The following is a 23,151-nucleotide window of genomic DNA, read 5'->3' on the forward strand; positions in this document are numbered from 1 at the left end:
CACGACTCTTCCGACTCCTGGCCCTGCTGCTGATGCTGGCATGTACCATGCCACGCGCGCATGCCGCCGATATGGTCGAGATCACCCGTGCCTACATCGAGGCCAGCGAAGAGGGCTACAAGCTGGCCGCCACGTATTCCTTCGAGCTCAATCATGACCTCGACGATGCCGTGCAGCATGGCGTGCCGCTGTATTTCACGACGGAAATCGAACTGACCCGGCCCCGCTGGTATTGGTTCGATGAAAAAGCCATCGTGGCGCGCCAGACCAGCAAGCTGTCGTACAACGTGCTCACGCGCCAGTACCATGTGTCGGGCGGCGGCTTGCAGCAAAGCTTTCCCACGCTCGACGATGCGCTGTTCCTGATCCGCCGTCCCAGCCGCTGGCTGGTGGCGCGGCGCGGCGAGCTGAAAGTGGGGCAGACGTATAACGTCACCTTGCGCATGGGCATGGACCGCGATTACCTGCCCAAGCCGATACAGGTCAATGCCTTCAATAACAGCGACTGGCGCCTGGCTTCGAATAAAAAAACCTTCTTGTATACGGCGGAGTAGTGAGTCAAGCATTGCGCTATCTGCTGGTGGTGGGCGGCGGCATAGTCAGTATCCTGCTGTTCCTGCTGGCATCGGCTTCCGATAATTCCGGCTTTTTCGACCGTTACTACACCTGGCTGCTGGGCCTGAACGCGGCCGTGGCCGTGTCCCTGCTGGCGCTGGTGGGTATTTCCCTGGGGCGTCTGTACGCGCGCTACAAGAGCGGCAAGTTCGGCTCCAAGCTGATGACGCGCCTGGTGATGCTGTTCGCCGCCGTCGGCATCCTGCCGGGCCTGGTGATTTTCCTTGTCTCTGTGCAATTTGTCTCCCACTCGATCGAATCCTGGTTCAACGTCAAGATCGAAGCGGCGCTGGAATCGGGGATTGAGCTGGGCCGTGCCGGCCTCGATGCGGCCCTGGTCGAGCTCGATCACCGGGGCCACAAGGCCGTCGAAGAAATGGGCGCCGACCCGGTGGCCGGCCCGGCCGTGCTGACCAGCCTGCTGCGCGAAGAGGGCATGCAAAATGCCATGCTCGTCAGCGGCGACGGCGTGCTGCTGGCTAGCGCCGGGCCGCACAGTGCGGCCGACTTGCCGACGCCGGCCATGCTGGTACAGGCAGCCTTGCCGGCAGGCTATGCCTCCGCCGAAGGGGGACTGGAATTGCACGACGACGGCACGGAGTCGGGCGGCGGCGGTTTCCGCTCGGGCTTGCCGGCGTCGCTGGAAACGGCGGCCAGCCTGCGCCTGCGCGTGCTGGTGGCCGTGCCGGGACCGTCCGTCTCGCCCCGCTACCTGCAACTGCTGCAATCGGTGCCGCCCAAGCTGGCGACGAATGGCGAGGTGCTGCGCGCCGCCTACAGCGAATACAAGGAACGTTTCGTCGCGCGCGTGGGACTGCGCAAGATGTACATGGAAATCCTCACCTTGACTTTGCTGCTGGCTATCTTTGGCGCCATCGGCAGTGCTTTCCTGATCGCGGGCAACCTGGCCCAGCCCCTGCTGCTGCTGGCCGAGGGCACGCGCGCCGTGGCCGAGGGCGACCTGTCGCCGCGCCCCATCGTCGCCACCAAGGATGAACTGGGTACCTTGACGCAATCGTTTAACATCATGACGCGCCAGCTGCTCGATGCGCGCACGGCCGTGGAAAGCAACCGCGCCGCGTTGCAAAACGCCAAGGCCCACCTGGAATCGGTACTGGCGAACATGTCGGCCGGCGTGATGGTGCTCGATGGCGACTTTAAACTGGTGACCTGCAATGAATCGGTCGAGCGCATCCTCCAGCATTCCGGGATGAGCATGGTGGGCCAGCCGCTGGCGCAGATTGCCGGAATGGAAGAATTTGGCGGCGCCATCATCAGCGCCTTCACGGCGCAAAGCGCGCAATCGGCGTCGGGCCGCAACCAGCAGCGCCTGCATTGGCAGCGCCAGATCGAGATTCCGCGCCGTCTGGGCAGCAGTGCCGACGAGCATGACATCACCTTGCTGGCGCGCGGCTCGCGCTTGCCGCTGGAGTCCGGCAGCGGCTACATCGTCGTGTTCGATGATATTTCCGACGTCATTTCCGCGCAGCGCTCGATCGCCTGGGGCGAGGTGGCGCGCCGCCTGGCGCATGAAATCAAGAATCCGCTCACGCCGATCCAGCTGTCGGCCGAGCGCCTGCAGATGAAGCTCGAAGGCAAGCTGGAGCAGCCTGATGCCGATCTGCTCAGCCGCGCCACCACCACCATCGTCAAGCAGGTCGATGCGATGAAGCGCATGGTCGACGACTTCCGCGACTATGCGCGCACGCCGCCGGCCGTGCTCGTGCCCCTGCGCCTGAACGAGCTGATCGAAGAGATCCTGAACCTGTATCTGCGCGGCGACGATGGCGACATCATCCACCCGCTGCTGGCGCCGAATCTGCCGATGGTGATGGGCGATCCGACCCAGTTGCGCCAGGTGATCCATAACCTGCTGCAGAACGCGCAGGACGCCATGGCCGACCTGCCGCCGGATTCGCCGCATCCGCGGATTGACGTAAGGACGGAAGCAATTCATTATCGCAGTGCGGACGGCGGCGTGAATATCGCCGTGCGGCTGGCCATCACCGACAACGGTCCTGGTTTTGCGCCAAAAATCCTGGCGCGGGCCTTCGAGCCGTATGTGACCTCGAAGGCCCGCGGCACGGGATTGGGCCTGGCGATGGTCAAGAAAATTATCGATGAACACGGCGGACGCATCGATATCGAGAACCGGGTCGACGGCAATGGCGCTTCGGTGGTCATTTTGCTGTTAAAGTTAGCTCCCGACACTCCTGCCCAGGAATTCCTGGCGTGAGGGTCTGGTTTAGTATTTAAAACACTAATAAAATCATAGTTGTCCGCCGTGTACATCTTGTGCGCGCCGGCCGGCGAAATGAGGAAGGCAAGACACGAATGGCAAACATACTCGTAGTGGATGATGAAATGGGTATCCGTGAGTTGCTCTCGGAAATTCTGGGCGACGAAGGACATGCTATCCAGCTGGCCGAAAATGCGCAGCAGGCGCGCGAAGCGCGTGCCGCCGGTGCGCCGGATCTGGTATTGCTGGATATCTGGATGCCCGACACCGATGGCGTCACCTTGCTCAAGGAGTGGCAGCGCGATGGCTTGCTGACCATGCCGGTGATCATGATGTCGGGCCACGCCACCATCGATACGGCGGTCGAGGCGACGCGCATCGGCGCCATGAATTTCCTGGAAAAACCGATTGCCTTGCAAAAACTGCTGAAAGCGGTCCAGCAAGGCTTGACGCGGGCACAGGAAACCGTGCGCGCGCCGAGCGTGGCGCCGCGTCCCGCGGCACCCGTGGTGACCGAGGAAAGCAGCCATTCCGTGCCCAGCTTTGGCGGCAGCGCGCCGCAACAGCTGATGGTGCGCCCAGGAATCGCCGTACCGGCGGTGGCCGAAGGCCATGGCTACAACCTGTCGTTCGACTTGCCGCTGCGCGAGGCGCGCGATGCGTTCGAGCGCATGTATTTCGAACACCACCTGGGCCGCGAAGGCGGCAGCATGACCCGCGTGGCAGAAAAAACGGGCCTCGAACGCACCCATTTGTACCGCAAACTGAAACAGCTGGGCGTCGAACCGGGCAAGCTGGCCAAGAAAGGCCTGTGACGTCAGCCGTACGGCGTCCGACGCCGCTGACCCTGGTCAGCGGTGGTTGCGCGGCCGGGCGCGAGGCGGCCATCGCGCAAGCCTTGCAGCCTGACCAGCCGGCCGCCGTGATCCTCGAGGGTCTCGCTGACGGCAACGCCATCCTGGCCGACCTGGCCGAACAAATTTCCCCTTCTCCATCGTTTCCACTGCAACTGTTGCGTATTGCGCCCGGCTGCCTGTGCTGCAGCGGCAATCTCGTATTGCGTGTAACATTAAATCGTCTGCTGCGCCATCCACCCGCGCGCCTGTTCATCAGCCTGGCCGACGCCTCGCATATCGAACAGCTGCGCACCTGGCTGACGGCCAGTCCCTACGATGTCCTGCTGGCGCTGGAACCGGACCTGCTTGTTTCCTGAACGCGGCTTTCTGACGGTATTACCGCAGTCGCAGTTTGCATCTCGTTACAACTCTGTAGCCCGCAGGGTGGCCCGGCCGCTTGAAATGGCGGCGTGGGGACCCCACCTCTGTCCTGAAACCGCAAGAGTTTCTCTTGCTTGAGCGAAGGATGCAAAATGAACCTGATCTATAACAGCGAACAATACAGCGTCGTGGAATTCGGCGTCGATGGCGACCTGGAAGCCCTGCGCTTCGGCGGCTATGAAATCGTCGACAAGGGCGGCAAACGCGAGACTTTCATCGCGGGAGTCCTCGCGCAAAACTTCCGCCGCGACGTCACGGAATTGATCGCCAGCGAACCGAGCATGGAAGAGATCGATGAATTTTTGGGCAGCTATGATTCCCTCATGAGCCAGCCGGTCCTGTTGCACTGATTCTGGCTGTCTGATGGCCATCGCCACCATACCAATCCGCAAGGCGGCGTGGTATGGTGGGCATGTTATCCCGCTGCAAACAGACCATGTGCCAACTTCTCGGAATGAATTGCAATGTCCCCACGGATATTGTCTTTAGTTTTACCGGCTTCGCCATGCGCGGCGGTCATACCGATACCCACCATGACGGCTGGGGCATCGCCTTTTTCGAGGGCGCCGGCGTGCGCCATTTCGTCGACCACCAGGCGGCCATCGCCTCGCCCGTGGCCGAACTGATCAAGCGCTACCCCATCAAGTCGCGCAATGTCATCGCGCACATCCGCAAGGCCACGCAAGGCCAGGTGGCGCTGGAAAACTGCCACCCCTTCGTGCGCGAACTGTGGGGCCGCTACTGGGTCTTTGCCCACAATGGCGATTTGAAGGAGTTCAACCCCGTGCTGACGGGCAGCTACCGCCCCGTCGGCTGCACGGACAGCGAACTGGCTTTCTGCTACCTGCTGCAGGAATTGCACGCGCGCTTCGGCGACGCCCCGCCGGCCTTGCCGCAACTGCATGCCGCGCTGGCGGAGCTGTTGCCCGGCATCGCTGCCCACGGCACGTTCAACATGATGCTGTCGAGCGGCGAGGCGCTGTTTGCCCATTGCTCGACCAGTTTGCACTATCTGGTGCGACAACATCCGTTTCCAACTGCTAAACTCTCCGATGAAGACCTGAGCGTGGACTTTTCCCAGGTGACGACGCCCCAGGACAGAGTGGCCGTGATCGTTACCCAGCCGCTGACGACGAATGAACAATGGACGGCGTTTGCGCCCGGCGAATTGAAATTATTTGTCGATGGGATGGTGCAAGACACGCCAGTGGCCTGATTTTTGACGACAATAGCCTTGATTACTGCCAAAATACCCACAGCGCGGGCGAAATTCAGCTAAAGTATTGTCAATAGTGAACCTTGATGCGGGCGCCGCGCGGCCGGTGTCACTCGACGTGATTGATGAAGAGTTAATGATCGATATTTCCAGCAACGACATCACCCCGAAACCCTTGCGCGTGCGCGAGTTCTATCTGGGGCGACAACCTATCCTCGACCGCAACCAGGCCCTGTTCGGCTATGAGTTGCTATTTCGCAACGCTCCGGTCGGTCCCGCCAACATTACCAGCGACCTGTCCGCCACGGCCTCCGTGATCGCCCACGCTTCCCAGCTGGGCATGGAAAAAGTCATCGGTGACGCGCTCGGTTTCGTCAACGTCGACGCCGACGTGATCATGAGCGACATCTTCGTTTTCCTGCCGCGCGAAAAAGTCGTGCTGGAAATCGTCGAATCGATGCCCGTCACGCCGGAAGTGCGCGCGCGCATCAGCGAACTGGTGGGCCACGGCTTTACTTTCGCGCTGGAAAACGTCGTCTCCGATACGGCGCAAGTGCAGGAACTGTTGCCGTTGGTGCAATACGTCAAGATGGACATGAGCACGGTCGACCCGAAAGTGCTGGCAGCGCTGGCGCCCCGTTTCAAGCAGGAAAACAAGAAACTGGTGGCGGAGAAGGTCGAGACGCGCGAAGAATTCAAGTCGGGCCTGGACCTGGGCTTCGATTATTTCCAGGGTTATTACTTTGCCAAGCCCGCCATCATGACGGGCAAGAAGCTGTCGCCATCGCAACTGGCCGTCATGGAACTGATGACACTGGTGACCTCCGATGCCGATAACATGGACATCGAGCGCGCCATCAAGCGTGACGTGTCGCTGGCCCTGAACCTGTTGCGCCTGGTCAATACGCCGGCCGTGGGTGCGCGCCAGCGCATCGATTCGCTGAGCCAGGCCGTGACCGTGCTGGGCCGCCGCCAGCTGCAGCGCTGGCTGCAAATCATGCTGTACGCAGAGCCAAGCAAGCGTGGCCATAGCATGACGCCGCTGCTGATGCTGGCGACCACGCGCGGCCGTTTACTCGAATTGCTCGCGCATAAACTGCGCCCGAACCATGCCCATTCGGCCGATATCGCCTTTACGGTCGGCATCATGTCGCTGATGGATACCCTGTTCGGCGTGCCGATGTCGGAAATCCTCAGCCAGATCGAAGTGATCGACGAAGTGGCCGAAGCGCTGCTGTCGCGCGAAGGCTTCTACGGCGACCTGCTGCGCCTGGCCGAATGCATCGAACGCATCGAAGACATGGAAGGCGAGATCGTGCCGACCTTGCGCGACCTGGCCATGTCGCCGGACGATCTGGTGGAACTGGAAATGGCGGCCTACGAATGGAGCGATAACGTAGTCCGCTACGCTCTGTAGGTTGGATTAGGTGGGGCCGCCGAGGCCCAAAGGGCCGTAATCCGACACAACATTGTTGGCACTGACCGGTGTTGTCGGATTACGCGCAAGCGCTAATCCGACCTACCCGCTGTAACGTCCCGGATTTCCACTTTTAAAAAACCCTGCACGGCATGCCGTGGCAGGGTTTTTTTACGCCGGTAGCTGCGCTACGCTGCCGCGCCGGGCCAGTGCTTGTGCAGTTCGGGGTCGGTGCGCAGCTCCCACAGGGCCAGCACGGCGACGGCGATACCGACGATCAGCTCGTTCCACATGACGACGCGCTGATCTGCCAGCCGCAGCACCCACGGCGAGGCGGCGACCCAGACGCCCACCAGCAGGTTGACGACGACGGCCCAGAAATAGGTCTTGTACAGATCGAAGGCGGCCAGCACGGCGATGACCAGGCCCGAGACAAAGGCGTTGAGCATCTGCGGCGAGCCTTCGGGATAGGAAAAGGCCCAGGGCGAGACGAGCAGCCACAGGCCCAGCAACAGGATCACTTGGTCCTGCCAGCGTTTCAGTTTGAAGTTGGTTGCCATATTACCTCCTTGCCAGTTGGGGAACGGGCCGGAGCGGGCATGCAGCATGCCGGCCGGCATACTGCGTTAGTGCGCTGCGGCGCGCGAAAAGTTCCGCGCGCCGCGGCGCAAGGCGATGGTGCTTACGACAAGTTGGGCGCCAGCCAGCGTTCCACGTCTTCGATGCTGGCGCCACGGCGCTTGGCCATGTCTTCCACCTGGTCCATGCCGATCTTGCCGACGACGAAGTATTTCGACTCCGGGTGGGCAAAATAAAAGCCGGAGACGGCCGCGCCTGGGAACATGGCATACGATTCCGTCAGCTGCATGCCGATTTCCTCGGCCTGCATGACCTCGAACATCTCTTTCTTGACCGTGTGCTCGGGGCAGGCCGGGTAGCCGGGCGCGGGACGGATGCCCACGTATTTCTCGGCGATCATGTCGTCGTTGCCCAGGTGCTCGTCCGGCACGTAGCCCCACAAATCCTTGCGCACGCGCTCGTGCAGGTATTCGGCAAACGCCTCGGCCAGACGGTCCGCCAGGGATTTGAGCATGATGGACGAGTAATCGTCGTGCGCATCCTCGAAGCGCTTTTCATACTTTTCGATGCCCAGGCCGGACGTGACGGCAAACATGCCGATGTAATCCTTCACGCCAGACGCCTTCGGCGCAATGAAGTCGGCCAGGCACTGGTTCGGACGCTGCACGCCGTCGACCACGGGTTTGACGCCTTGCTGGCGCATGCCGTAATACGTGAACGCCACCGTACTGCGCGTATCATCGGTGTACACCTCGATATCGTCGTCATTGACGCTGTTTGCCGGCAGCAAGGACACGACGCCGTTGGCCGTCAGCCAGCGTCCGTCGATGAGTTTTTTCAGCAAGGCCTGGCCTTCTGCGTACACCTTGGTGGCCGCGTCGCCCACCACTTCATCCGTCAAGATGGCGGGGAAGGGGCCGGCCAGGTCCCAGGTCTGGAAGAATGGGCCCCAGTCGATGTAGTTGGCCAGCGTGGCCAGATCCACGTTCTTGAACACGCGGCGGCCGATGAATTTCGGTTTCACGGGCGTGCAGGCGCCGTCGAACGGCACGACCATCTTGTTCGCGCGCGCCTGCGCCAGCGGTAATATGGGCAGGGCCTTCTTGTTGGCGTGCTGCTCGCGGATGCGCGCGTAGTCGAGTTCGATGTCTTCCACGTATTTGTCGCGCTGTTCCGGCGTCAGCAGCGATTGCGCTACGGAAACGGAGCGCGAAGCGTCCGGCACGTAAATCACGGGGCCTTCGTAGTTGTGCGCGATTTTCACGGCCGTGTGGGCGCGGCTGGTGGTGGCGCCGCCGATCAGCAGGGGAATCTTCAGCATGCGGAAGTGTTCGTCGCGCTGCATTTCCTTGGCGACATACGCCATTTCTTCCAGCGACGGCGTGATCAGGCCCGACAGACCAATGATGTCGGCGTTTTCCACCTTGGCGCGGGCCAGGATTTCCGAGCACGGCACCATCACGCCCATGTTGACCACTTCGAAGTTATTGCATTGCAAGACTACCGTGACGATATTCTTGCCGATGTCATGCACGTCGCCTTTCACGGTCGCCATGATGATCTTGCCCTTCGGCTTGGCGACGATGCCCGTGCGCTGCTCTTCGAGCAGCTTTTCTTCCTCGATGAATGGAATCAGATGGGCCACGGCCTGCTTCATCACGCGCGCCGATTTCACCACTTGCGGCAGGAACATCTTGCCTTGGCCAAACAGGTCGCCGACCACGTCCATGCCGGCCATCAGCGGTCCCTCGATCACGTGGATCGGGCGCCCGCCATTGTGCAGCAGTTCCTGGCGCGCCTCTTCCGTGTCTTCCACGATGAATTGCGTGATGCCATGCACGAGCGCGTGCGACAGGCGTTCCTGTACCGTTCCCTCGCGCCAGGCCAGGGTTTGCGCCTCGGCCTTGCCGCCCGCCTTCAGGGTACCGGCAAATTCGATCATGCGCTCGGTCGAGTCTTCGCGGCGGTTCAGCACCACGTCTTCCACGCGCTCGCGCAATTCCGGGTCCAGGTTGTCGTACACGCCCACCATGCCGGCGTTGACGATGCCCATGGTCATGCCGGCCTTGATGGCGTGGTACAGGAAGACGGTATGGATGGCTTCGCGGGCGGGATCGTTGCCGCGGAAACTGAAGGACACGTTCGACACGCCGCCCGAGATCTTCGCGTACGGCAGGTTTTCCTTGATCCAGCGCGTGGCGTTGATGAAGTCGACGGCGTAGTTGTTGTGTTCTTCGATGCCGGTGGCGACGGCAAAGATGTTCGGGTCGAAAATGATGTCTTCCGGTGGGAAGTCCAGCGCATCGATCAGCAGGTGGTATGCGCGGGCGCAAATCTCGATCTTGCGCTCGAAGGTGTCGGCTTGCCCTTTTTCATCGAAAGCCATGACGATGACGGCGGCGCCGTAGCGGCGGCACAGTTTCGCCTGGCGCAGGAATTCCTCTTCGCCTTCCTTCATGGAAATCGAGTTGACGATGGCCTTGCCCTGCACGCATTTGAGGCCCGCTTCGATGACCGACCATTTCGACGAGTCGACCATGATGGGCACGCGCGAAATATCGGGTTCCGAGGCGATCAGGTTCAAGAAACGCGTCATGGCGGCCAGCGAATCGAGCATCGCCTCATCCATATTGATGTCGATCACTTGCGCGCCGTTTTCCACTTGCTGGCGCGCCACGGACAAGGCTTCGTCGTATTGCTCGTTGAGAATCATGCGCGCGAACGCCTTGGAACCCGTGACGTTGGTGCGCTCGCCCACGTTGACGAACAGCGACTCGTCGTTGACGACGAACGGTTCCAGGCCCGCCAGGCGCAAGTCGTGCGACGGGGCCGGCACGGTGCGCGGCGTGTTTTTCGACAGCAACTCGCCGATGGCGGCGATGTGCTCGGGCGTGGTGCCGCAGCAGCCGCCCGCCATGTTTAAAAAGCCCGCGTCGGCAAACTCGCGCAGCAGGGCGGATGTGTCGGCTGGCAACTCGTCGAAGCCCGTGTCGCTCATGGGATTGGGCAAGCCCGCGTTCGGGTAGATGCAAACAAAAGTGTCGGCGATCTTGGCCAGTTCTTCCGCGTACGGGCGCATCAGGGCGGCGCCCAGCGCGCAGTTCAGGCCGATGGTCAGCGGTTTCGCGTGGCGCACGGAATTCCAGAAGGCGGGCACGGTCTGGCCCGACAGGATGCGGCCCGAGGCGTCCGTGACGGTGCCGGAAATCATCAAGGGCAGGCGCACGACGGTAGGGTTTTGTTCATAGAACAGGTCGATGGCGAACAGGGCCGCCTTGCAGTTCAAGGTATCGAAAATGGTTTCCACCAGCAGCACGTCTGCGCCGCCCTCGACCAGGCCCTGCGTCTGCTGCAGGTAGGCGGCCACCAGCTGGTCGAAACTGACGTTGCGCGCGGCCGGGTCGTTGACGTCGGGCGAGATCGATGCCGTCTTTGGCGTCGGTCCCAGGGCGCCCGCGACGAAGCGCGGCTTGTCCGGGGTGGAATATTTATCGCAGGCGGCACGCGCCAGCTTGGCCGCCTGGACGTTCATTTCATAGGCCAGGTGGGCCATGTGGTAATCGTCTTGCGCGATCGTCGTGGCGCCGAAGGTATTCGTTTCGATCAGGTCGGCGCCCGCCGCCAGGTAGCGCTCGTGGATTTCCTGGATGATGTGCGGCTGCGTCAGAGTCAGCAGCTCATTGTTGCCTTTGACGAACAGTTCGCGCGCGCCGCTGTCGGCCGGCGCGGCGAAATCGATGAAGCGGCCTGCGGGACCGCCACGGTACGCTTCTTCGTCGAGCTTGTACTGCTGGATGATCGTGCCCATGGCGCCGTCGAGGATCATGATCCGCTGCGCCAGGATGGCGCGCAAGGTGGCTTCGGTCGGGGACATGGCGGGGATCACGGTATCGTTCATTTCATGCTTTCAATAGGCAAACGGGCGGCGGCGCGGCGACAAGACAGTACGAGGCGGTTGCGGGCCAGCAGGATCAGCTGACGGAGTGTGCCCGCCGGGTAGGGCAGGCAGAAGGTGGCAATCGCCTGAATCACCGGGTCTAAAATTATACGGCATCAGGCTGCTTTGGTTTTAAGCAAAAGCGGCCGTTCGCCTCGCGGCAGGCTTGCTTGCAACAGATCGGCTTGCGCCGCGCCTGATTCTGAAATGACATTCCTGAAAATCTTACTCAAAGTATTAATTCTTCCGCCAAAATTGCCAGGAAGATATGTCCTCCAGGCTGTGGAAAAATTCCCACATTCTTGGCGCCATAGCAGCCTGTTTTAATGGATTGTATGGCAATAGCTGCAAAGGAAAATAATTTTGATTCAAGGCCATGTAGGTGGGGGCGAATAATTCTTAGATAAATATTTCCAGACGAATACTTTATTATTATCAAAACCAATTGAATCAAAAGCATTAATAGTTGTCTTTGGGAATCGAATTAACCGATAATATGGGTTCTTCGAAATCACATTCTCACCAAAAGTCACCAATATGTCACATTTCTCTCGTGTCCTCCCCGGCATCGCGCTGCACCAACATGGTTGCCATCCATGAAAAACCATCTGCTTGTTGCATTGTTTCTTGTGCTGGGCCTGTCCGCTTGTGGCGGTGGCGGCGGTGGTGACACGGCGGTGGCGACCACGTCGGGCAATCCTGCCGTGGTTCCTGCCGTAACGGCCGTCTCGGCGGCGAATGTCGCCGTGGGCGGCAGGCTGGTGGTGACGGGCACGAATCTGAGCCGCGTGACGGCTTTCCAGGTAGGCGGCGTGAACGTTGCCGCCAGTGCCAGCAGCGACACCAGCGTGACCCTGGCCATGCCGGGCACCCCTATGACGGGCGCCTTGAGCCTCGTCAGCGCCAGCGGCACGGCGACCACCAGTTATAACGTCAATGTGTACTTGCCGCTGAGCGTGAGCAGCATCGCGCCAGCGACGGGCGGCGTCGGTTCCAGCGTGACGATCGCGGGCGGCGGCATGGGCGCCGTGACGGCGGTGCAGTTCGGCAGTGGCGCGGCGGCAACGCCGCAAAGCCAGACAGCCGGCAGCGTGACGGTAGTGGTGCCTGCGGGCGCAGCGACAGGCGCGCTGACGGTGCGCGGTCCGTACAACGATGTGATCAGCAGCGACACGTACACGGTCCTGGCGAGCGTGGCAGTGACGTCGATCACGTCGGCCGTCAACGGCGCGACCTTGTCGGTGACGCTGCAGGGCAGCAATCTGGACCAGGTCAGCTCGGCAACGGTGGGCAGTACGCCAGCCGTCATCGTCAGCGCCAGTAGCAGCCAGCTGCTGCTGTCTGCGCCAGCGTCGGCAACGGGCAACGTGATGCTGTCGGCCGCTTCGCGCATCGCCGTGAATGCGGGCACGGTGTCGGCCTTTACCTTGGGCAGCATTGATTTCGCGCAGGTACTGAACTTGAATTCCAGCGATGCCGCCTTGCGCCTGACGCGCGGCAAGCCGGCCGCCGTGCGCGTCTCCGTGCTGGCCACGCAAACAGGCCAGACCAGCCCGGCCGTGATCTTGAATGCGACCGCCGCCAATGGCGGCAACCTGGGCAGCATTACCATGAGCGGCCCATCGGTCTTGCCGACGGTGAAAAGCGATTACAGTTTCAACGGCAATTTCAGCGCCGTCCTGCCTGCTGGCTGGATCTTGCCCGGCGTGCGCGTGCGCGTGACGGCAGTGGGCAATGACGGCGTGCAAGTGAGCCAGGAAGCGGCGCCCGTGGTGGGCAGCGCAGCGAAAATTCACCTGGTGCTGGTACCGCTGAGCACCGATGATGGTGTGGCGCAATTGCCTGACGCCGAGGTGATCCGTGCTGCACTGACGCGCGTGTATCCGTATGCGGCGGAAAATATCAGCATCACCACGCGCACGGCGCTGAGCATGCCAGGCAGCAGCACGGCCGACAGCTGGTGGAGCGATGCCTTGGACAAGCTGGACAACAAGCGTGCACTGGAAGATAGCGGCGCCTATTATTATGGTTTCGTGCCGAGAATGTCTTCCACGCGCACCGCCGGCCTGGCCTACATCAACCCGACGGGCAGCAGCAATGCCTTCACGGCGGCCATCGGCCTCGATGCCAGGTTCAACAGCATTGCCTCCGTCGATCCCTTTGGTAATAACTGGCCTGAATGGCTGACCACGCTTGTGCATGAGCTGGGCCATAACCACTCGCTGCAGCACGTCGCCTGCGGCGGTCCAGCCAGTGCGGCCACCGACTACCCGTATCCGAATGGCGAACTGGGCCCGCAACCGCTGTACAACAGCGACTATGCGGGCAGCATTGGCCAGTTGAGCAAGGCCGTGTATGGCGCTACGCCGATGAAGGACGTGATGAGCTATTGCAGCGGTGCCTGGTTCTCCGACTACAGCTATGTGCGGGTACAGCAATTCCTGGAAAGGCGCAGCACGCAGGTGACGGGCAGCAATGTGCTGGCCGCCAGCATGTCCGTGGCCGAGAACGGCTATCTGACCATTTCCGGCCGCATCACGCCGGCCGGTGTGGGGCTGCGTCCCGCCGTTGCCTCGTCTGCGCGCATCGGCCCCGCTGCCGGCGGCAGCGGCTATGCATATACCCTGCGCGTGCTGACGGCGTCGGGACAGACTATCGACTTGCCTTTTGATGGCGTTTCCGTGGCTGATCATGGCGGCAACGCCATGAGCCATTTCCGCGTCAGCTTCGCCAACCCGGGCGACATCAGCGACGTGCAAGTGCTGCAAAATGGCAAGGCTCTAGCCAAGCTGGAGCGCTCTGCGCGCCGCAGCAGGGCCGCCGCCAACGATGCCACGTTCGATGCGACACAAAGTGGGGGCAAGCTGGCGCTGGTCTGGAATGCCGATGCGGAACCCTACGCCGCCGTGCTGCACGTGGCCGCCGATGGCCGCAAGACGGTGGTCGCCAGTGACTTGACGGGCGGCAAAGCCAGCGTCGACGTCAGCGCCTTGCCGGCCGGCGGCCGTTTCGAGGTCAGCCTGTCGTCGTCCGTGGGCGCACGCCTGATGAGGGTGCAGCGCCGCTAAGCCAGCGGGCTCGATGCAACGAGGGCTTGCCGCGGCAAGCCCTTTTTTTGTGTGTGGAATATGCACAGATCCTGTACCTGGCGAGGGCTGCCGTTTTACCTCCCGCCTGCCTAGAATGGGACTTCATCCACTTGCGGAGCATCCCATGCCCATTCTGAACCTGCGTTTGTCCACCACGCCCGATGCGCGCCAGTCGGCCGCCATCGCCGCCACCTTGAGCGCCTTGACGGCGCAGTTGCTGCACAAGGCGCCCGAACTGACGTCGGTGGCGATCAGCCATCTTGACGCGGCGCACTGGTTTGTGGGCGGGCCATCCCTGCAGGTGCAGGGCAAGGCCAGCTTTTTCCTCAATATCCTGATCAGCGATGAAACGAATACGGCGGCGGAAAAGGCCGCGTATATCGCCGCCGTGTTCGCTGCCATGCATGAGCATCTCGGCGCCTTGCATGACGTCAGCTACATCCACGTGCACGACGCGCGCCAGGCGGCCTGGGGCTACGGCGGCTTGACGCAGCAGTTCCGCGCCGTGCGCAAGGCGCTGCAGCCGGCCTGATCAATCCCAGCGGTGATTTTGATAGTGTTGCACGGCAAAATCGACGAAGACCCTGACCTTCGGCGACAGCTGGCGGCTGTGCGGATACAGCGCGTACAAGGTGCGTGGGCGCAAGGTGTAGCCGGGCAAGACTTCCACGAGCTGGCCGCTGCGCAGCGCGTCGCGCACGATGAAGCCAGCCGCGCCGGCAATGCCCATGCCGCCCACGGCAGCCTCGCGCAGGGCCACGCTGGTATTGGCTTGCAGGCTGCCGCGCACGGCTACCTTGTGCGCGGCGCCGCCCGCATCCGTGAACGACCACTCGGCCGGCTTCTCGCCGGAGCTGTACATCAGGCAATTGTGCTGCGCCAGATCTTGCGGCGTGGCCGGATGGCCATGGCGGGCCAGGTAGGCGGGCGAGGCGACGGCCAAGGTGCGGCTGCTGCCCAGCTGGCGCGCCACCAGGGTGGAGTCGGGCAAGCCGCGCGCCAGGCGCAGCGCCACGTCGAAGCCATCGTCGATCAGGTCAACGATGCGGTCATTGCAGACGAGATCGATGTGGAGGTGCGGGTAGTGGTGCGTAAAGTCGGGCAGCCAGGCGGCCAGTTCCAGGGTGCCGAAGGCCATCGGCGCATTGATGCGCAGGCTGCCGGACGGCTGTGCCTGGTGCATGGCGACGGCGCGATCGGCCGCATCGAGGGCGTCGAGGATGTCGCGGCTGGCCAGATAGTATTCCTGGCCGGCGGCCGTCAGGGCGAAGCGGCGCGTGGTGCGGTTGAGCAATTGGGCGCCCAGCTGGCTTTCCAGCTGGCGGATCTGGCGCGACACGATGGAGTGGGAAATGCCGAGCGCGGCGCCGGCGGCCGTGAAACTGCCCAGTTCCACGACGCGGCGCAAGGCGCGCAGGGCGGTCAGCTGGTCCATGGGCGCTTGCCGCCGGTATCGATGGCTTAATTAAACGAAACGCTTGCCTTCGAGGGGGAAGCCCTTGATGAACTCGGCTGCGGGCAGGCGCTTGCCGCCCGGTTTTTGCAGTTCCGTCAGGCGCAGCGAGCCATTGCCGCAGGCCACGACGATGCCATGCTGGGCGTCGGCCGCCAGCACCTGGCCCGGCGCTTCCTTGCTGTCCGCGTCGAGTACCTCGGCGGCCCAGATCTTGATGGTGACGCCATCGACCTGGCCGCAGGCGCCGGGAAACGGATTGAAGGCGCGGATTTTCAGGCCCAGTTCCAGCGCCGGCAAGCTGAAATCGAGCGCCGCTTCTTCCTTGGCGATCTTTGCCGCATAGGTGACGCCCGCTTCCGGCTGCGGCACCGCTTCCAGCGGCTGCTGCTGCATCTTGCGCAGGGTCTCGACGATCATCTTGCCGCCGAGGGTGGCCAATTTGTCGTGCAGGGTGGCGGTGGAGTCGCCCGCCTCGATGGGCGTGCGCTCGATGGCCAGCATGGGGCCCGTATCGAGGCCTTCTTCCATCTGCATGATGGTCACGCCCGTTTCATCGTCGCCGGCCTCGATGGCGCGGTGGATCGGCGCGGCGCCGCGCCAGCGCGGCAGCAATGAACCGTGGATATTGATGCAGGGTTTGATGTCGAGCGTGCTGCGCGGCAAGATCAAGCCGTAGGCCGCCACCACCATCACATCGTAATCGGTGGCCAGCAGGCGCTCGTGGGCCGCTTTTGCCTCGGCGGCGCGCTGCGGGTCCTTGCTGTCCATGCGCAAGGACAGCGGCTGCAGCACCTCGATGCCGTGCTGCTGCGCGTACTGCTTGACGGCCGAGGCGTGCAGCTGCATGCCGCGTCCGGCAGGACGGTCGGGCTGGGTCAGCACCAGCGGAATCTCGAATCCCGCTTCGTGCAAGTCTTTCAGGGCCGTGGCGGCGAATTCAGGCGTGCCTGCGAAGATCACTTTCATAGCGTTCCTTGACGTGAGGTGCGCAGGCCCGGGCCGGAGGCGCCAGGCTGGCGTGGTGTTACGACTATTGTTGCTTAGTCTATCAGCAGCGGCTTAGAAACGACGGTTCTGTGCGCGCAAGCTCGCTTCGCGCTCGAGACCGCGGATTTCCTTGATCATCTTGGTCTTGATGCGGTTGCGCTTGAGCGGCGACAGGTATTCGACGAATACCTTGCCCAGCAAATGATCCATCTCATGCTGGATGCAAACGGCCAGCAAGCCATCGGCTTCCAGCTCGTACTGCTTGCCGTGGCGGTCCAGGGCGCGCACCTTGATGCGGGCCGGACGCTCGACGCCGTCATACACGCCGGGCACGGACAGACAGCCTTCGTCGTAGACCTGTTTTTCTTCGCTGGCCCAGGTGATTTCCGGGTTGATGAATACTTGCAGCTGGTTTTTTTCTTCGGTGGTGTCGATCACCATCATCTGGATATGCTCGTCCACTTGCGACGCGGCCAGGCCGACGCCCGGGGCGTCGTACATGGTTTCGGCCATGTCGTCGATCAGGGTTTGCAGGCGTGCGTCAAATTCGGTGACGGGCTTGGCGATCGTGTGCAGGCGAGGATCGGGGTAACGCAGGATATTTAATATGGACATACGGATTCGACTGGTTAAGGTGGGCGCCGGTGCGCCGGATTATTCATGCCTGGGCCATGCGAACGATGGCAGGGCTATTTTATTTTTGAGTACGCTACGGTTGGGCGCGTGTGGCGCAACGGCGCGGCAGATGCGTTTGCCAGTGCGCTATTCGTTTGCTGCAAAGGGAAATTTTATCACAGACGCCCATGGCCCTGTGGACGGCGGGCCGTTTTGCGGCGTCATTGCACGCATCCTTGCGCGCGTCGGTATCGCGTGCGCGCCATGGCGCTAGCATGGGATGCCACAGTACACAACGAGGTTGTCATGCATGCACTTGCAACGACGGCGGACACGGCCACGGAACTGGCGGGCTGGCTGCGCCTCCAGCATCTGCCCGGCGTCGGGCCGGTGGCGGCGCGCGCCTTGCTGGCCCGCTTCGGCTTGCCGCCGCAAATCTTTGCCACGCCGTTCGACATCCTGCGCGAGGTGGTGCCGGCCAGCGTGGCGCGCGCCATCGTGCAGCCGCCCAAGCCGGTGGCCAACAGCCAGCTGGCGCTGACCCTGCAATGGCTGCAGCGGCCCGGCAATACCGTGCTGACCCTGGCCGATGCCGCGTATCCGCCCCTGCTGCTGGAAATCGCCGATCCGCCGCTGTTGTTATATGTGCGGGGACGGGCGGAACTGCTGTCGCGTCCGGGCGTGGCCATCATCGGCAGCCGCAATGCCAGCGCGCAAGGCATGCAGAACGCGGCCGCCTTCGCGCAAGCGCTGAGCGCGGCAGGCTTGACCATCATTTCAGGGCTGGCGCTCGGCATCGACACGCACGCGCACGAGGGCGGCTTGCGCGGCGCGGGCGGCACGGTGGCCGTGATCGGCACGGGCGCCGATTTGGTGTATCCACGCCGCAACCTTGATCTGGCGCAAAGAATTGCCGAACAGGGCTGCATCGTCAGCGAATACGCGCTGGGGCTGCCTGCCATGCCGGGGAATTTTCCGCGCCGCAACCGCCTGATCAGCGGCCTGGCGCGCGGCGTGCTGGTGATCGAGGCGGCGGCCCAGTCGGGTTCCCTGATCACGGCGCGCCTGGCGGGCGAGCAGGGGCGCGACGTGTATGCCTTGCCCGGCTCCATCCATGCGACTTTGGCCAAGGGTTGCCATGCACTCATCAAGCAGGGTGCCAAGCTGGTCGAGTCGGCCGATGACGTGCTGCAAGAGCTGCAGTGGCTGGGCGGCGTCCCCAGCGTCCCGGCCGCGGTGGAAGACGAGCCGCCGCTACTGGCCGCGCTGGGCCACGATCCCCACGACGCCGATACCCTGGCCGCGCGCAGCGGCCTGGCCATGGGCGCGCTGATGGGGCAATTGCTGGCGCTGGAGCTGGCGGGCCGGGTGGAACGCTTGCCGGGAGGACTGTTTCAACGCTGCAAATGACAGCTTGTCACTTGTGTGGCGGCCTTGCCGCACGGGCGCGCTTTGTCCGCGCGCACCCTTGTGTCTTAGCGAGCTTAGCTGCTAGAGTAGAGCCATGTTCGATATCCTGGTGTACCTCTACGAGACTTACTATCGCCCCGATGCCTGCCCCGAGCCGGCAGTCCTGGCGCGCAAACTGTCGGCCGTCGGTTTCGACGACGTGGAGATTTCCGAAGCGCTCGTGTGGCTGACGGACTTGAACGCCATGGCCGGCGCCGAACAAACCCTGACGGCCAGTTCCACGGGCACGCGCTTCTACGTGCAGCAGGAAAGCGACGTGCTGGGCACGGCCGCCATCGGCTTCATCCAGTTCCTGGAAAGCGCCAAGGTGCTGTCGCCGCTGCAGCGCGAAATCGTCATCGAACGGGCGCTGGCGCTTGACGAGGCGCCCGTGTCGCTGGGCAAGCTGAAAGTCATCGTGCTGATGCTGTTGTGGAGCCAGGGCAAGGAACCGGATGCCTTGATGTTCGACGATTTATTCGTCGACGACGAAGACCTGCCTCCCCGCCTGCTACACTAATATAATACAGCGCTTGCTGGCTGCTCCTCCAGCCGTTGGCCTGACACCCCGGCGCCGCTGCCGCGCCATCCCCTTTAAGATGCACTGCACCGGCGCGCACGCCAGTCCATTGTGTTTGCGCCTGCGCATTCTTGCTTGCAGATAACTTGCCGAATTCTTCAATAGGCGCTTATCATTGGCCGCTTGACAAGACCACAAGTCACAAGGCCTTGCGCAGACAAAAGCGTCGGCGCCTGGCAATGCACTGTATGATGCGCATGCTGAAACTATCCTAGAGCATTTTTCGAGACCAAAAAATATGACAAAAACCCTCATCATCGCCGAGAAGCCTTCTGTCGCGAACGATATCGCGAAGACGCTTGGCGGCTTCACCAAGCACGATGAGTACTTTGAATCGGATGAATACGTCCTGTCGTCGGCGGTCGGCCACTTGCTGGAGATCGCCGTACCGGAAGAATTCGACGTGAAGCGCGGCAAATGGAGTTTCGCGCACTTGCCGATGATTCCACCGTATTTCGCGCTCAATCCCATCCCGAAGACGGAAGCGCGCCTCAAAGTATTAAACAAGCTGATCAAACGTAAAGACGTTTCCACCCTCATCAACGCATGCGATGCGGGGCGCGAAGGCGAGCTGATTTTCCGCCTGATCGCGCAAAACGCCAAGGCCAAGCAACCGGTCAAGCGCCTGTGGCTGCAGTCGATGACGCCGGGCGCCATCCGCGACGGTTTTGCGCACCTGCGCAGCGACGAAGAAATGCTGCCGCTGGCCGACGCGGCCCGCTGCCGTTCGGAAGCCGATTGGTTGATCGGCATCAATGGCACGCGCGCCATGACGGCGTTTAATTCGAAAGAAGGCGGTTTTTACCTGACCACCGTGGGCCGCGTGCAAACGCCGACCCTGTCCATCGTGGTCGAACGCGAAGACAAGATCAAGAAATTCGTGCCGCGCGACTTCTGGGAAGTGCGCGCCGAATTCGTCTGCGCGGCCGGCATCTATGAAGGCCGCTGGCTCGACACGAAGTTCAAGAAGGACGAGAACGACCCCGAGAAGCGCGCAGAGCGTCTGTGGAGCAAGACGGCTGCCGACTCGATCGCCACCGCCTGCCGCGGCCGCCAAGGCATCGTCACGGAAGAGTCGAAACCGACCACCTCGATGGCGCCGGGCCTGTTCGACCTGACCAGCCTGCAGCGCGAAGCGAACTCGCGTTTCGGCTTCTCCGCCAAGAACACCTTGGGCCTGGCACAGGCGCTGTATGAAAAGCACAAGGTCTTGACGTATCCGCGTACCGATTCGCGCCACCTGCCGGAAGACTACATGCCGACCGTGCTGCAGGCGCTGGAAACGGTCAAGGAAAACAGCAACTACCACCAGTTCGCCAAGCAGATCATCGACAAGGGCTGGGTCAAGCCGAACAAGCGCATCTTCGACAACACGAAGATCTCGGATCACTTCGCGATCATCCCGACGACGATCGCGCCAAAGAATTTGTCCGAGCCGGAACAGAAGTTGTACGACCTGGTCACGCGCCGCTTCATGGCCGTGTTCTTCCCGCCTGCGGAATTCCAGGTCACCACGCGCTACACGGAAGTGTCCGGCCATCAGTTCAAGACTGAAGGCAAGGTCATGACCAATCCGGGCTGGCTGGCCATCTACGGCAAGGAAGCGTCGACGGACGCCGACAAGGAAAGCAATGGCAACGGCAACCTGGTGCCCGTCGCCAAGGGCGAGAAAGTGCAGACGGAAAGCGTCAGCGCCAACGGCCTGGTGACGAAACCGCCAGCGCGTTTCACGGAAGCGACCTTGCTGTCGGCCATGGAAGGCGCCGGCAAGCTGATCGACGACGACGAGCTGCGCGACGCGATGGCCGGCAAGGGGCTTGGAACCCCGGCCACGCGCGCGGCCACCATCGAGGGCTTGCTTACGGAACGCTACCTGATCCGCGAAGGCCGCGAACTGATCCCGACGGCCAAGGCATCGCAGCTGATGACTTTGCTCAAAGGCCTGGGCGTCAATGAATTGACGGCGCCTGAGCTGACGGGCGAGTGGGAATACAAGCTGTCGCAGATGGAAAAAGGCAAGATTTCGCGCGAAGAATTCATGCGCGAAATCGCGCAGATGACGCAAATCATCGTCAAGCGCGCCAAGGAATACGACAACGACACGATTCCCGGCGACTACGCGACCCTGGAAACGCCATGCCCGAATTGCGGCGGCGTGGTGAAGGAAAACTACCGTCGTTTCGCCTGCACCAAGTGCGAATTCTCGATGAGCAAGACGCCGGGTTCGCGCCAGTTCGAAATCGCCGAAGTGGAGCAATTGCTGAAGGACCGCACCATCGGCCCGCTGCAAGGCTTCCGCTCGAAGATGGGCCGTCCGTTCGCCGCCATCCTGCGCATCGTGCGCGATGAAGAGATCAAGAATTTCAAGCTGGAATTCGATTTCGGCCAGAACGACGAGAGCGAAGATGGCGAAGGCGTCGATTTCACGGGCCAGACGCCCGTGGGACCTTGCCCCAAGTGCAATGCCGGCGTGTACGAAATGGGCCTGGCCTATGTGTGCGAACATAGCGTAGCCAAGCCGAAGACGTGCGATTTCCGCAGCGGCCGCATCATCTTGCAGCAGGAAATCTTGCCGGAACAAATGGCAAAACTGCTCAACGATGGCAAGACGGACTTGCTGCCGGGCTTCGTATCGCAGCGCACGCGCCGTCCGTTCAAGGCTTTCCTCGTACGCGGCAAGGATGGCAAGGTGAGCTTCGAGTTTGAAGAGCGCAAGGCCAAGCCGGGTGCGAAGACAAAGGCTGCCGCTGCCGAGGTCGAAGGCGAAGAAGGCGCGGCGCCAGCGAAGAAAACGGCCGTCAAGAAAGCGGCAGCCGTCAAAAAGGCACCGGTCAAGAAGGCCACGGCCGTGAAAAAGCCGGCCGCCAAGAAGGCGCCGGCGAAGAAGGCGGCAACGGCCGAGTAATCGGACGCCAGCCAGACAAAAGCCAGGGATTTCCCTGGCTTTTTTTATGTCCCGAGGCTGGCTTAGTCCAGGTAGTCGGAGTACTCGCGCTGCGCGTAATTCTGCAGATTCGCCCACGGCTGCGCCTTGCTGACGGTCGGCTGCAGCTTGACGTCGACCCGGCGATAGAAGGTATTCGCGCGGTCGCCGCTTTCGATGATCAGGGGAATCTGCTTTTGTTCATCCCACAGGATGCGCTGGAACACGCCGTTCTTTTCCACTTCGCGCCAGCGCGCGCCCGTCACGTTCGATGCCTGTTTCGACAGGGGCATGGCGGCCACCAGTTTCGGGTCCAGCAGATAAAAACTGTTTTCCCAGGAGCCGTCGAAATTGACGTTTTCGTATTCGGCCTTGGGAATCGAGACGACGATCTTGTCGTGCGCATCGATGTATTCCACGCGCACGGTGTTCTTTTCCAGCATCACGTGGCGCGGGATCAGCACGGGATTGAAGTGCTTGTGTTCATGCTGCGTAGCTTTCAGTGCCACTTTGGTGTTGTTGCCATGCTTGTGGCCCGCATGCGGGTCCGTCGACGGCGCCAGCACGCGCTCGACCCACACGTGGCCGGGGCGGCGCAGCATCTTTTCTTCGTAGCGGCTTTCGCGCGTCACGCCTTCCGGCGTCAGGACGCGGCTGTAATAGGTGATGCCCAGGTCCAGGTCGGCAGGAGCAGCAGCGGTGGGGGCGGCTTGGGCGCTGGCGGCAAAGCCGGCGGCGAGGAGGACGGCGATCAGGGACGATTTCATGGTGG

Annotated in this window: 18 protein-coding genes; 12 read left to right on the plus strand and 6 right to left on the minus strand. The window is 62.2% G+C overall.

The features are described from left to right. Positions 1-47: 47 nt before the first annotated feature. The 7 genes from AC1Q6X_RS18220 (at position 48) to AC1Q6X_RS18250 (ending at position 6,764) form a co-directional block, all read left to right on the plus strand. Positions 48-554, plus strand: coding sequence for a DUF4390 domain-containing protein (locus AC1Q6X_RS18220; RefSeq protein WP_226939765.1), 507 nt, complete (start codon positions 48-50; stop codon positions 552-554). After that, on the plus strand, positions 554-2,851 hold the full coding sequence (locus AC1Q6X_RS18225; RefSeq protein ID WP_070222758.1) for a sensor histidine kinase: 2,298 nt from the start codon (positions 554-556) through the stop codon (positions 2,849-2,851). The genes AC1Q6X_RS18220 and AC1Q6X_RS18225 overlap by 1 nt, the downstream gene beginning before the upstream one ends. Positions 2,852-2,949: 98 nt before the next feature. Then, entirely contained in the window at positions 2,950-3,669 is a 720-nt protein-coding gene (locus tag AC1Q6X_RS18230) for a response regulator (RefSeq protein ID WP_070289972.1), read from the plus strand. Beyond that, positions 3,666-4,067, plus strand: coding sequence for a GTPase (locus AC1Q6X_RS18235; protein ID WP_492498014.1), 402 nt, complete (start codon positions 3,666-3,668; stop codon positions 4,065-4,067). Before AC1Q6X_RS18230 ends, AC1Q6X_RS18235 begins: the two co-directional genes overlap by 4 nt. 156 nt (positions 4,068-4,223) lie before the next feature. Then, positions 4,224-4,481 carry a BTH_I0359 family protein gene (locus tag AC1Q6X_RS18240; RefSeq protein WP_070222752.1) on the plus strand — a complete coding sequence of 86 codons (258 nt, stop codon included), beginning with the start codon at positions 4,224-4,226 and terminating at the stop codon, positions 4,479-4,481. 86 nt (positions 4,482-4,567) lie between these two features. After that, a complete protein-coding gene (locus AC1Q6X_RS18245; RefSeq protein ID WP_071650236.1) occupies positions 4,568-5,347 on the plus strand; it encodes a class II glutamine amidotransferase in 780 nt (259 codons plus the stop codon). Positions 5,348-5,483: 136 nt separating this feature from the next. Beyond that, entirely contained in the window at positions 5,484-6,764 is a 1,281-nt protein-coding gene (locus tag AC1Q6X_RS18250; protein ID WP_035824533.1) for an EAL and HDOD domain-containing protein, read from the plus strand. 188 nt (positions 6,765-6,952) lie between these two features. On the opposite strand, the gene AC1Q6X_RS18255 is transcribed toward AC1Q6X_RS18250, so the two are convergent. Together AC1Q6X_RS18255 and metH are read right to left on the minus strand one after the other, a co-directional pair. Continuing rightward, a complete protein-coding gene (locus AC1Q6X_RS18255; RefSeq protein WP_099409758.1) occupies positions 6,953-7,324 on the minus strand; it encodes an SPW repeat protein in 372 nt (123 codons plus the stop codon). Between the two features lie 122 nt (positions 7,325-7,446). After that, the gene (gene metH / locus AC1Q6X_RS18260) at positions 7,447-11,241 is read right to left on the minus strand and encodes a methionine synthase (protein ID WP_492498017.1); all 3,795 of its coding nucleotides are present in this window, start codon (positions 11,239-11,241) and stop codon (positions 7,447-7,449) included. 635 nt (positions 11,242-11,876) lie between these two features. Between metH and AC1Q6X_RS18265 the strand changes: the two genes are divergently transcribed. After that, complete coding sequence (locus tag AC1Q6X_RS18265; RefSeq protein WP_492498019.1) at positions 11,877-14,348, plus strand: IPT/TIG domain-containing protein; 2,472 nt, start codon at positions 11,877-11,879, stop codon at positions 14,346-14,348. A gap of 145 nt (positions 14,349-14,493) precedes the next feature. After that, the gene (locus tag AC1Q6X_RS18270; RefSeq protein WP_492498021.1) at positions 14,494-14,901 is read left to right on the plus strand and encodes a tautomerase family protein; all 408 of its coding nucleotides are present in this window, start codon (positions 14,494-14,496) and stop codon (positions 14,899-14,901) included. On the opposite strand, the gene AC1Q6X_RS18275 is transcribed toward AC1Q6X_RS18270, so the two are convergent. The 3 genes from AC1Q6X_RS18275 to def all read right to left on the minus strand — a co-directional run bounded on the left by AC1Q6X_RS18275 (position 14,902) and on the right by def (position 17,427). Beyond that, on the minus strand, positions 14,902-15,804 hold the full coding sequence (locus tag AC1Q6X_RS18275; protein ID WP_492498023.1) for a LysR family transcriptional regulator: 903 nt from the start codon (positions 15,802-15,804) through the stop codon (positions 14,902-14,904). Between the two features lie 30 nt (positions 15,805-15,834). Continuing rightward, complete coding sequence (gene fmt, locus AC1Q6X_RS18280) at positions 15,835-16,791, minus strand: methionyl-tRNA formyltransferase (protein WP_070289982.1); 957 nt, start codon at positions 16,789-16,791, stop codon at positions 15,835-15,837. A gap of 93 nt (positions 16,792-16,884) precedes the next feature. Then, positions 16,885-17,427 carry a peptide deformylase gene (def, locus tag AC1Q6X_RS18285; RefSeq protein ID WP_034749294.1) on the minus strand — a complete coding sequence of 181 codons (543 nt, stop codon included), beginning with the start codon at positions 17,425-17,427 and terminating at the stop codon, positions 16,885-16,887. 306 nt (positions 17,428-17,733) lie between these two features. Here def and dprA point away from each other — a divergent pair, with 306 nt between their 5' ends. From dprA to AC1Q6X_RS18300, 3 genes are all read left to right on the plus strand, one after another. Continuing rightward, entirely contained in the window at positions 17,734-18,837 is a 1,104-nt protein-coding gene (dprA, locus tag AC1Q6X_RS18290) for a DNA-processing protein DprA (RefSeq protein ID WP_492498025.1), read from the plus strand. Between the two features lie 94 nt (positions 18,838-18,931). Then, positions 18,932-19,396 (plus strand): Smg family protein, encoded by a 465-nt coding sequence (locus tag AC1Q6X_RS18295; protein WP_070222738.1) that lies wholly within the window; start codon positions 18,932-18,934, stop codon positions 19,394-19,396. 298 nt (positions 19,397-19,694) lie between these two features. Next, a complete protein-coding gene (locus AC1Q6X_RS18300; protein WP_492498028.1) occupies positions 19,695-22,361 on the plus strand; it encodes a DNA topoisomerase III in 2,667 nt (888 codons plus the stop codon). A 62-nt stretch (positions 22,362-22,423) separates the two neighbouring features. On the opposite strand, the gene AC1Q6X_RS18305 is transcribed toward AC1Q6X_RS18300, so the two are convergent. Then, positions 22,424-23,146 (minus strand): hypothetical protein, encoded by a 723-nt coding sequence (locus tag AC1Q6X_RS18305; protein ID WP_492498030.1) that lies wholly within the window; start codon positions 23,144-23,146, stop codon positions 22,424-22,426. Between the last annotated feature and the right edge of the window lie 5 nt (positions 23,147-23,151).

It is taken from the genome of Janthinobacterium sp. GW823-FHT06H09 (assembly GCF_058794735.1).

Coding starts and splice junctions, on each gene's coding strand:
- AC1Q6X_RS18275 (WP_492498023.1), bottom strand. CDS start 15,804: ATGGACCAGCTGACCGCCCTGCGCGCCTTGCGCCGCGTCGTGGAACTG.
- AC1Q6X_RS18305 (WP_492498030.1), bottom strand. CDS start 23,146: ATGAAATCGTCCCTGATCGCCGTCCTCCTCGCCGCCGGCTTTGCCGCC.
- AC1Q6X_RS18265 (WP_492498019.1), top strand. CDS start 11,877: ATGAAAAACCATCTGCTTGTTGCATTGTTTCTTGTGCTGGGCCTGTCC.
- AC1Q6X_RS18270 (WP_492498021.1), top strand. CDS start 14,494: ATGCCCATTCTGAACCTGCGTTTGTCCACCACGCCCGATGCGCGCCAG.
- fmt (WP_070289982.1), bottom strand. CDS start 16,791: ATGAAAGTGATCTTCGCAGGCACGCCTGAATTCGCCGCCACGGCCCTG.
- AC1Q6X_RS18240 (WP_070222752.1), top strand. CDS start 4,224: ATGAACCTGATCTATAACAGCGAACAATACAGCGTCGTGGAATTCGGC.
- AC1Q6X_RS18220 (WP_226939765.1), top strand. CDS start 48: ATGCCACGCGCGCATGCCGCCGATATGGTCGAGATCACCCGTGCCTAC.
- AC1Q6X_RS18255 (WP_099409758.1), bottom strand. CDS start 7,324: ATGGCAACCAACTTCAAACTGAAACGCTGGCAGGACCAAGTGATCCTG.
- metH (WP_492498017.1), bottom strand. CDS start 11,241: ATGAACGATACCGTGATCCCCGCCATGTCCCCGACCGAAGCCACCTTG.
- AC1Q6X_RS18245 (WP_071650236.1), top strand. CDS start 4,568: ATGTGCCAACTTCTCGGAATGAATTGCAATGTCCCCACGGATATTGTC.
- AC1Q6X_RS18250 (WP_035824533.1), top strand. CDS start 5,484: ATGATCGATATTTCCAGCAACGACATCACCCCGAAACCCTTGCGCGTG.
- AC1Q6X_RS18295 (WP_070222738.1), top strand. CDS start 18,932: ATGTTCGATATCCTGGTGTACCTCTACGAGACTTACTATCGCCCCGAT.
- def (WP_034749294.1), bottom strand. CDS start 17,427: ATGTCCATATTAAATATCCTGCGTTACCCCGATCCTCGCCTGCACACG.
- AC1Q6X_RS18230 (WP_070289972.1), top strand. CDS start 2,950: ATGGCAAACATACTCGTAGTGGATGATGAAATGGGTATCCGTGAGTTG.
- AC1Q6X_RS18300 (WP_492498028.1), top strand. CDS start 19,695: ATGACAAAAACCCTCATCATCGCCGAGAAGCCTTCTGTCGCGAACGAT.
- dprA (WP_492498025.1), top strand. CDS start 17,734: ATGCATGCACTTGCAACGACGGCGGACACGGCCACGGAACTGGCGGGC.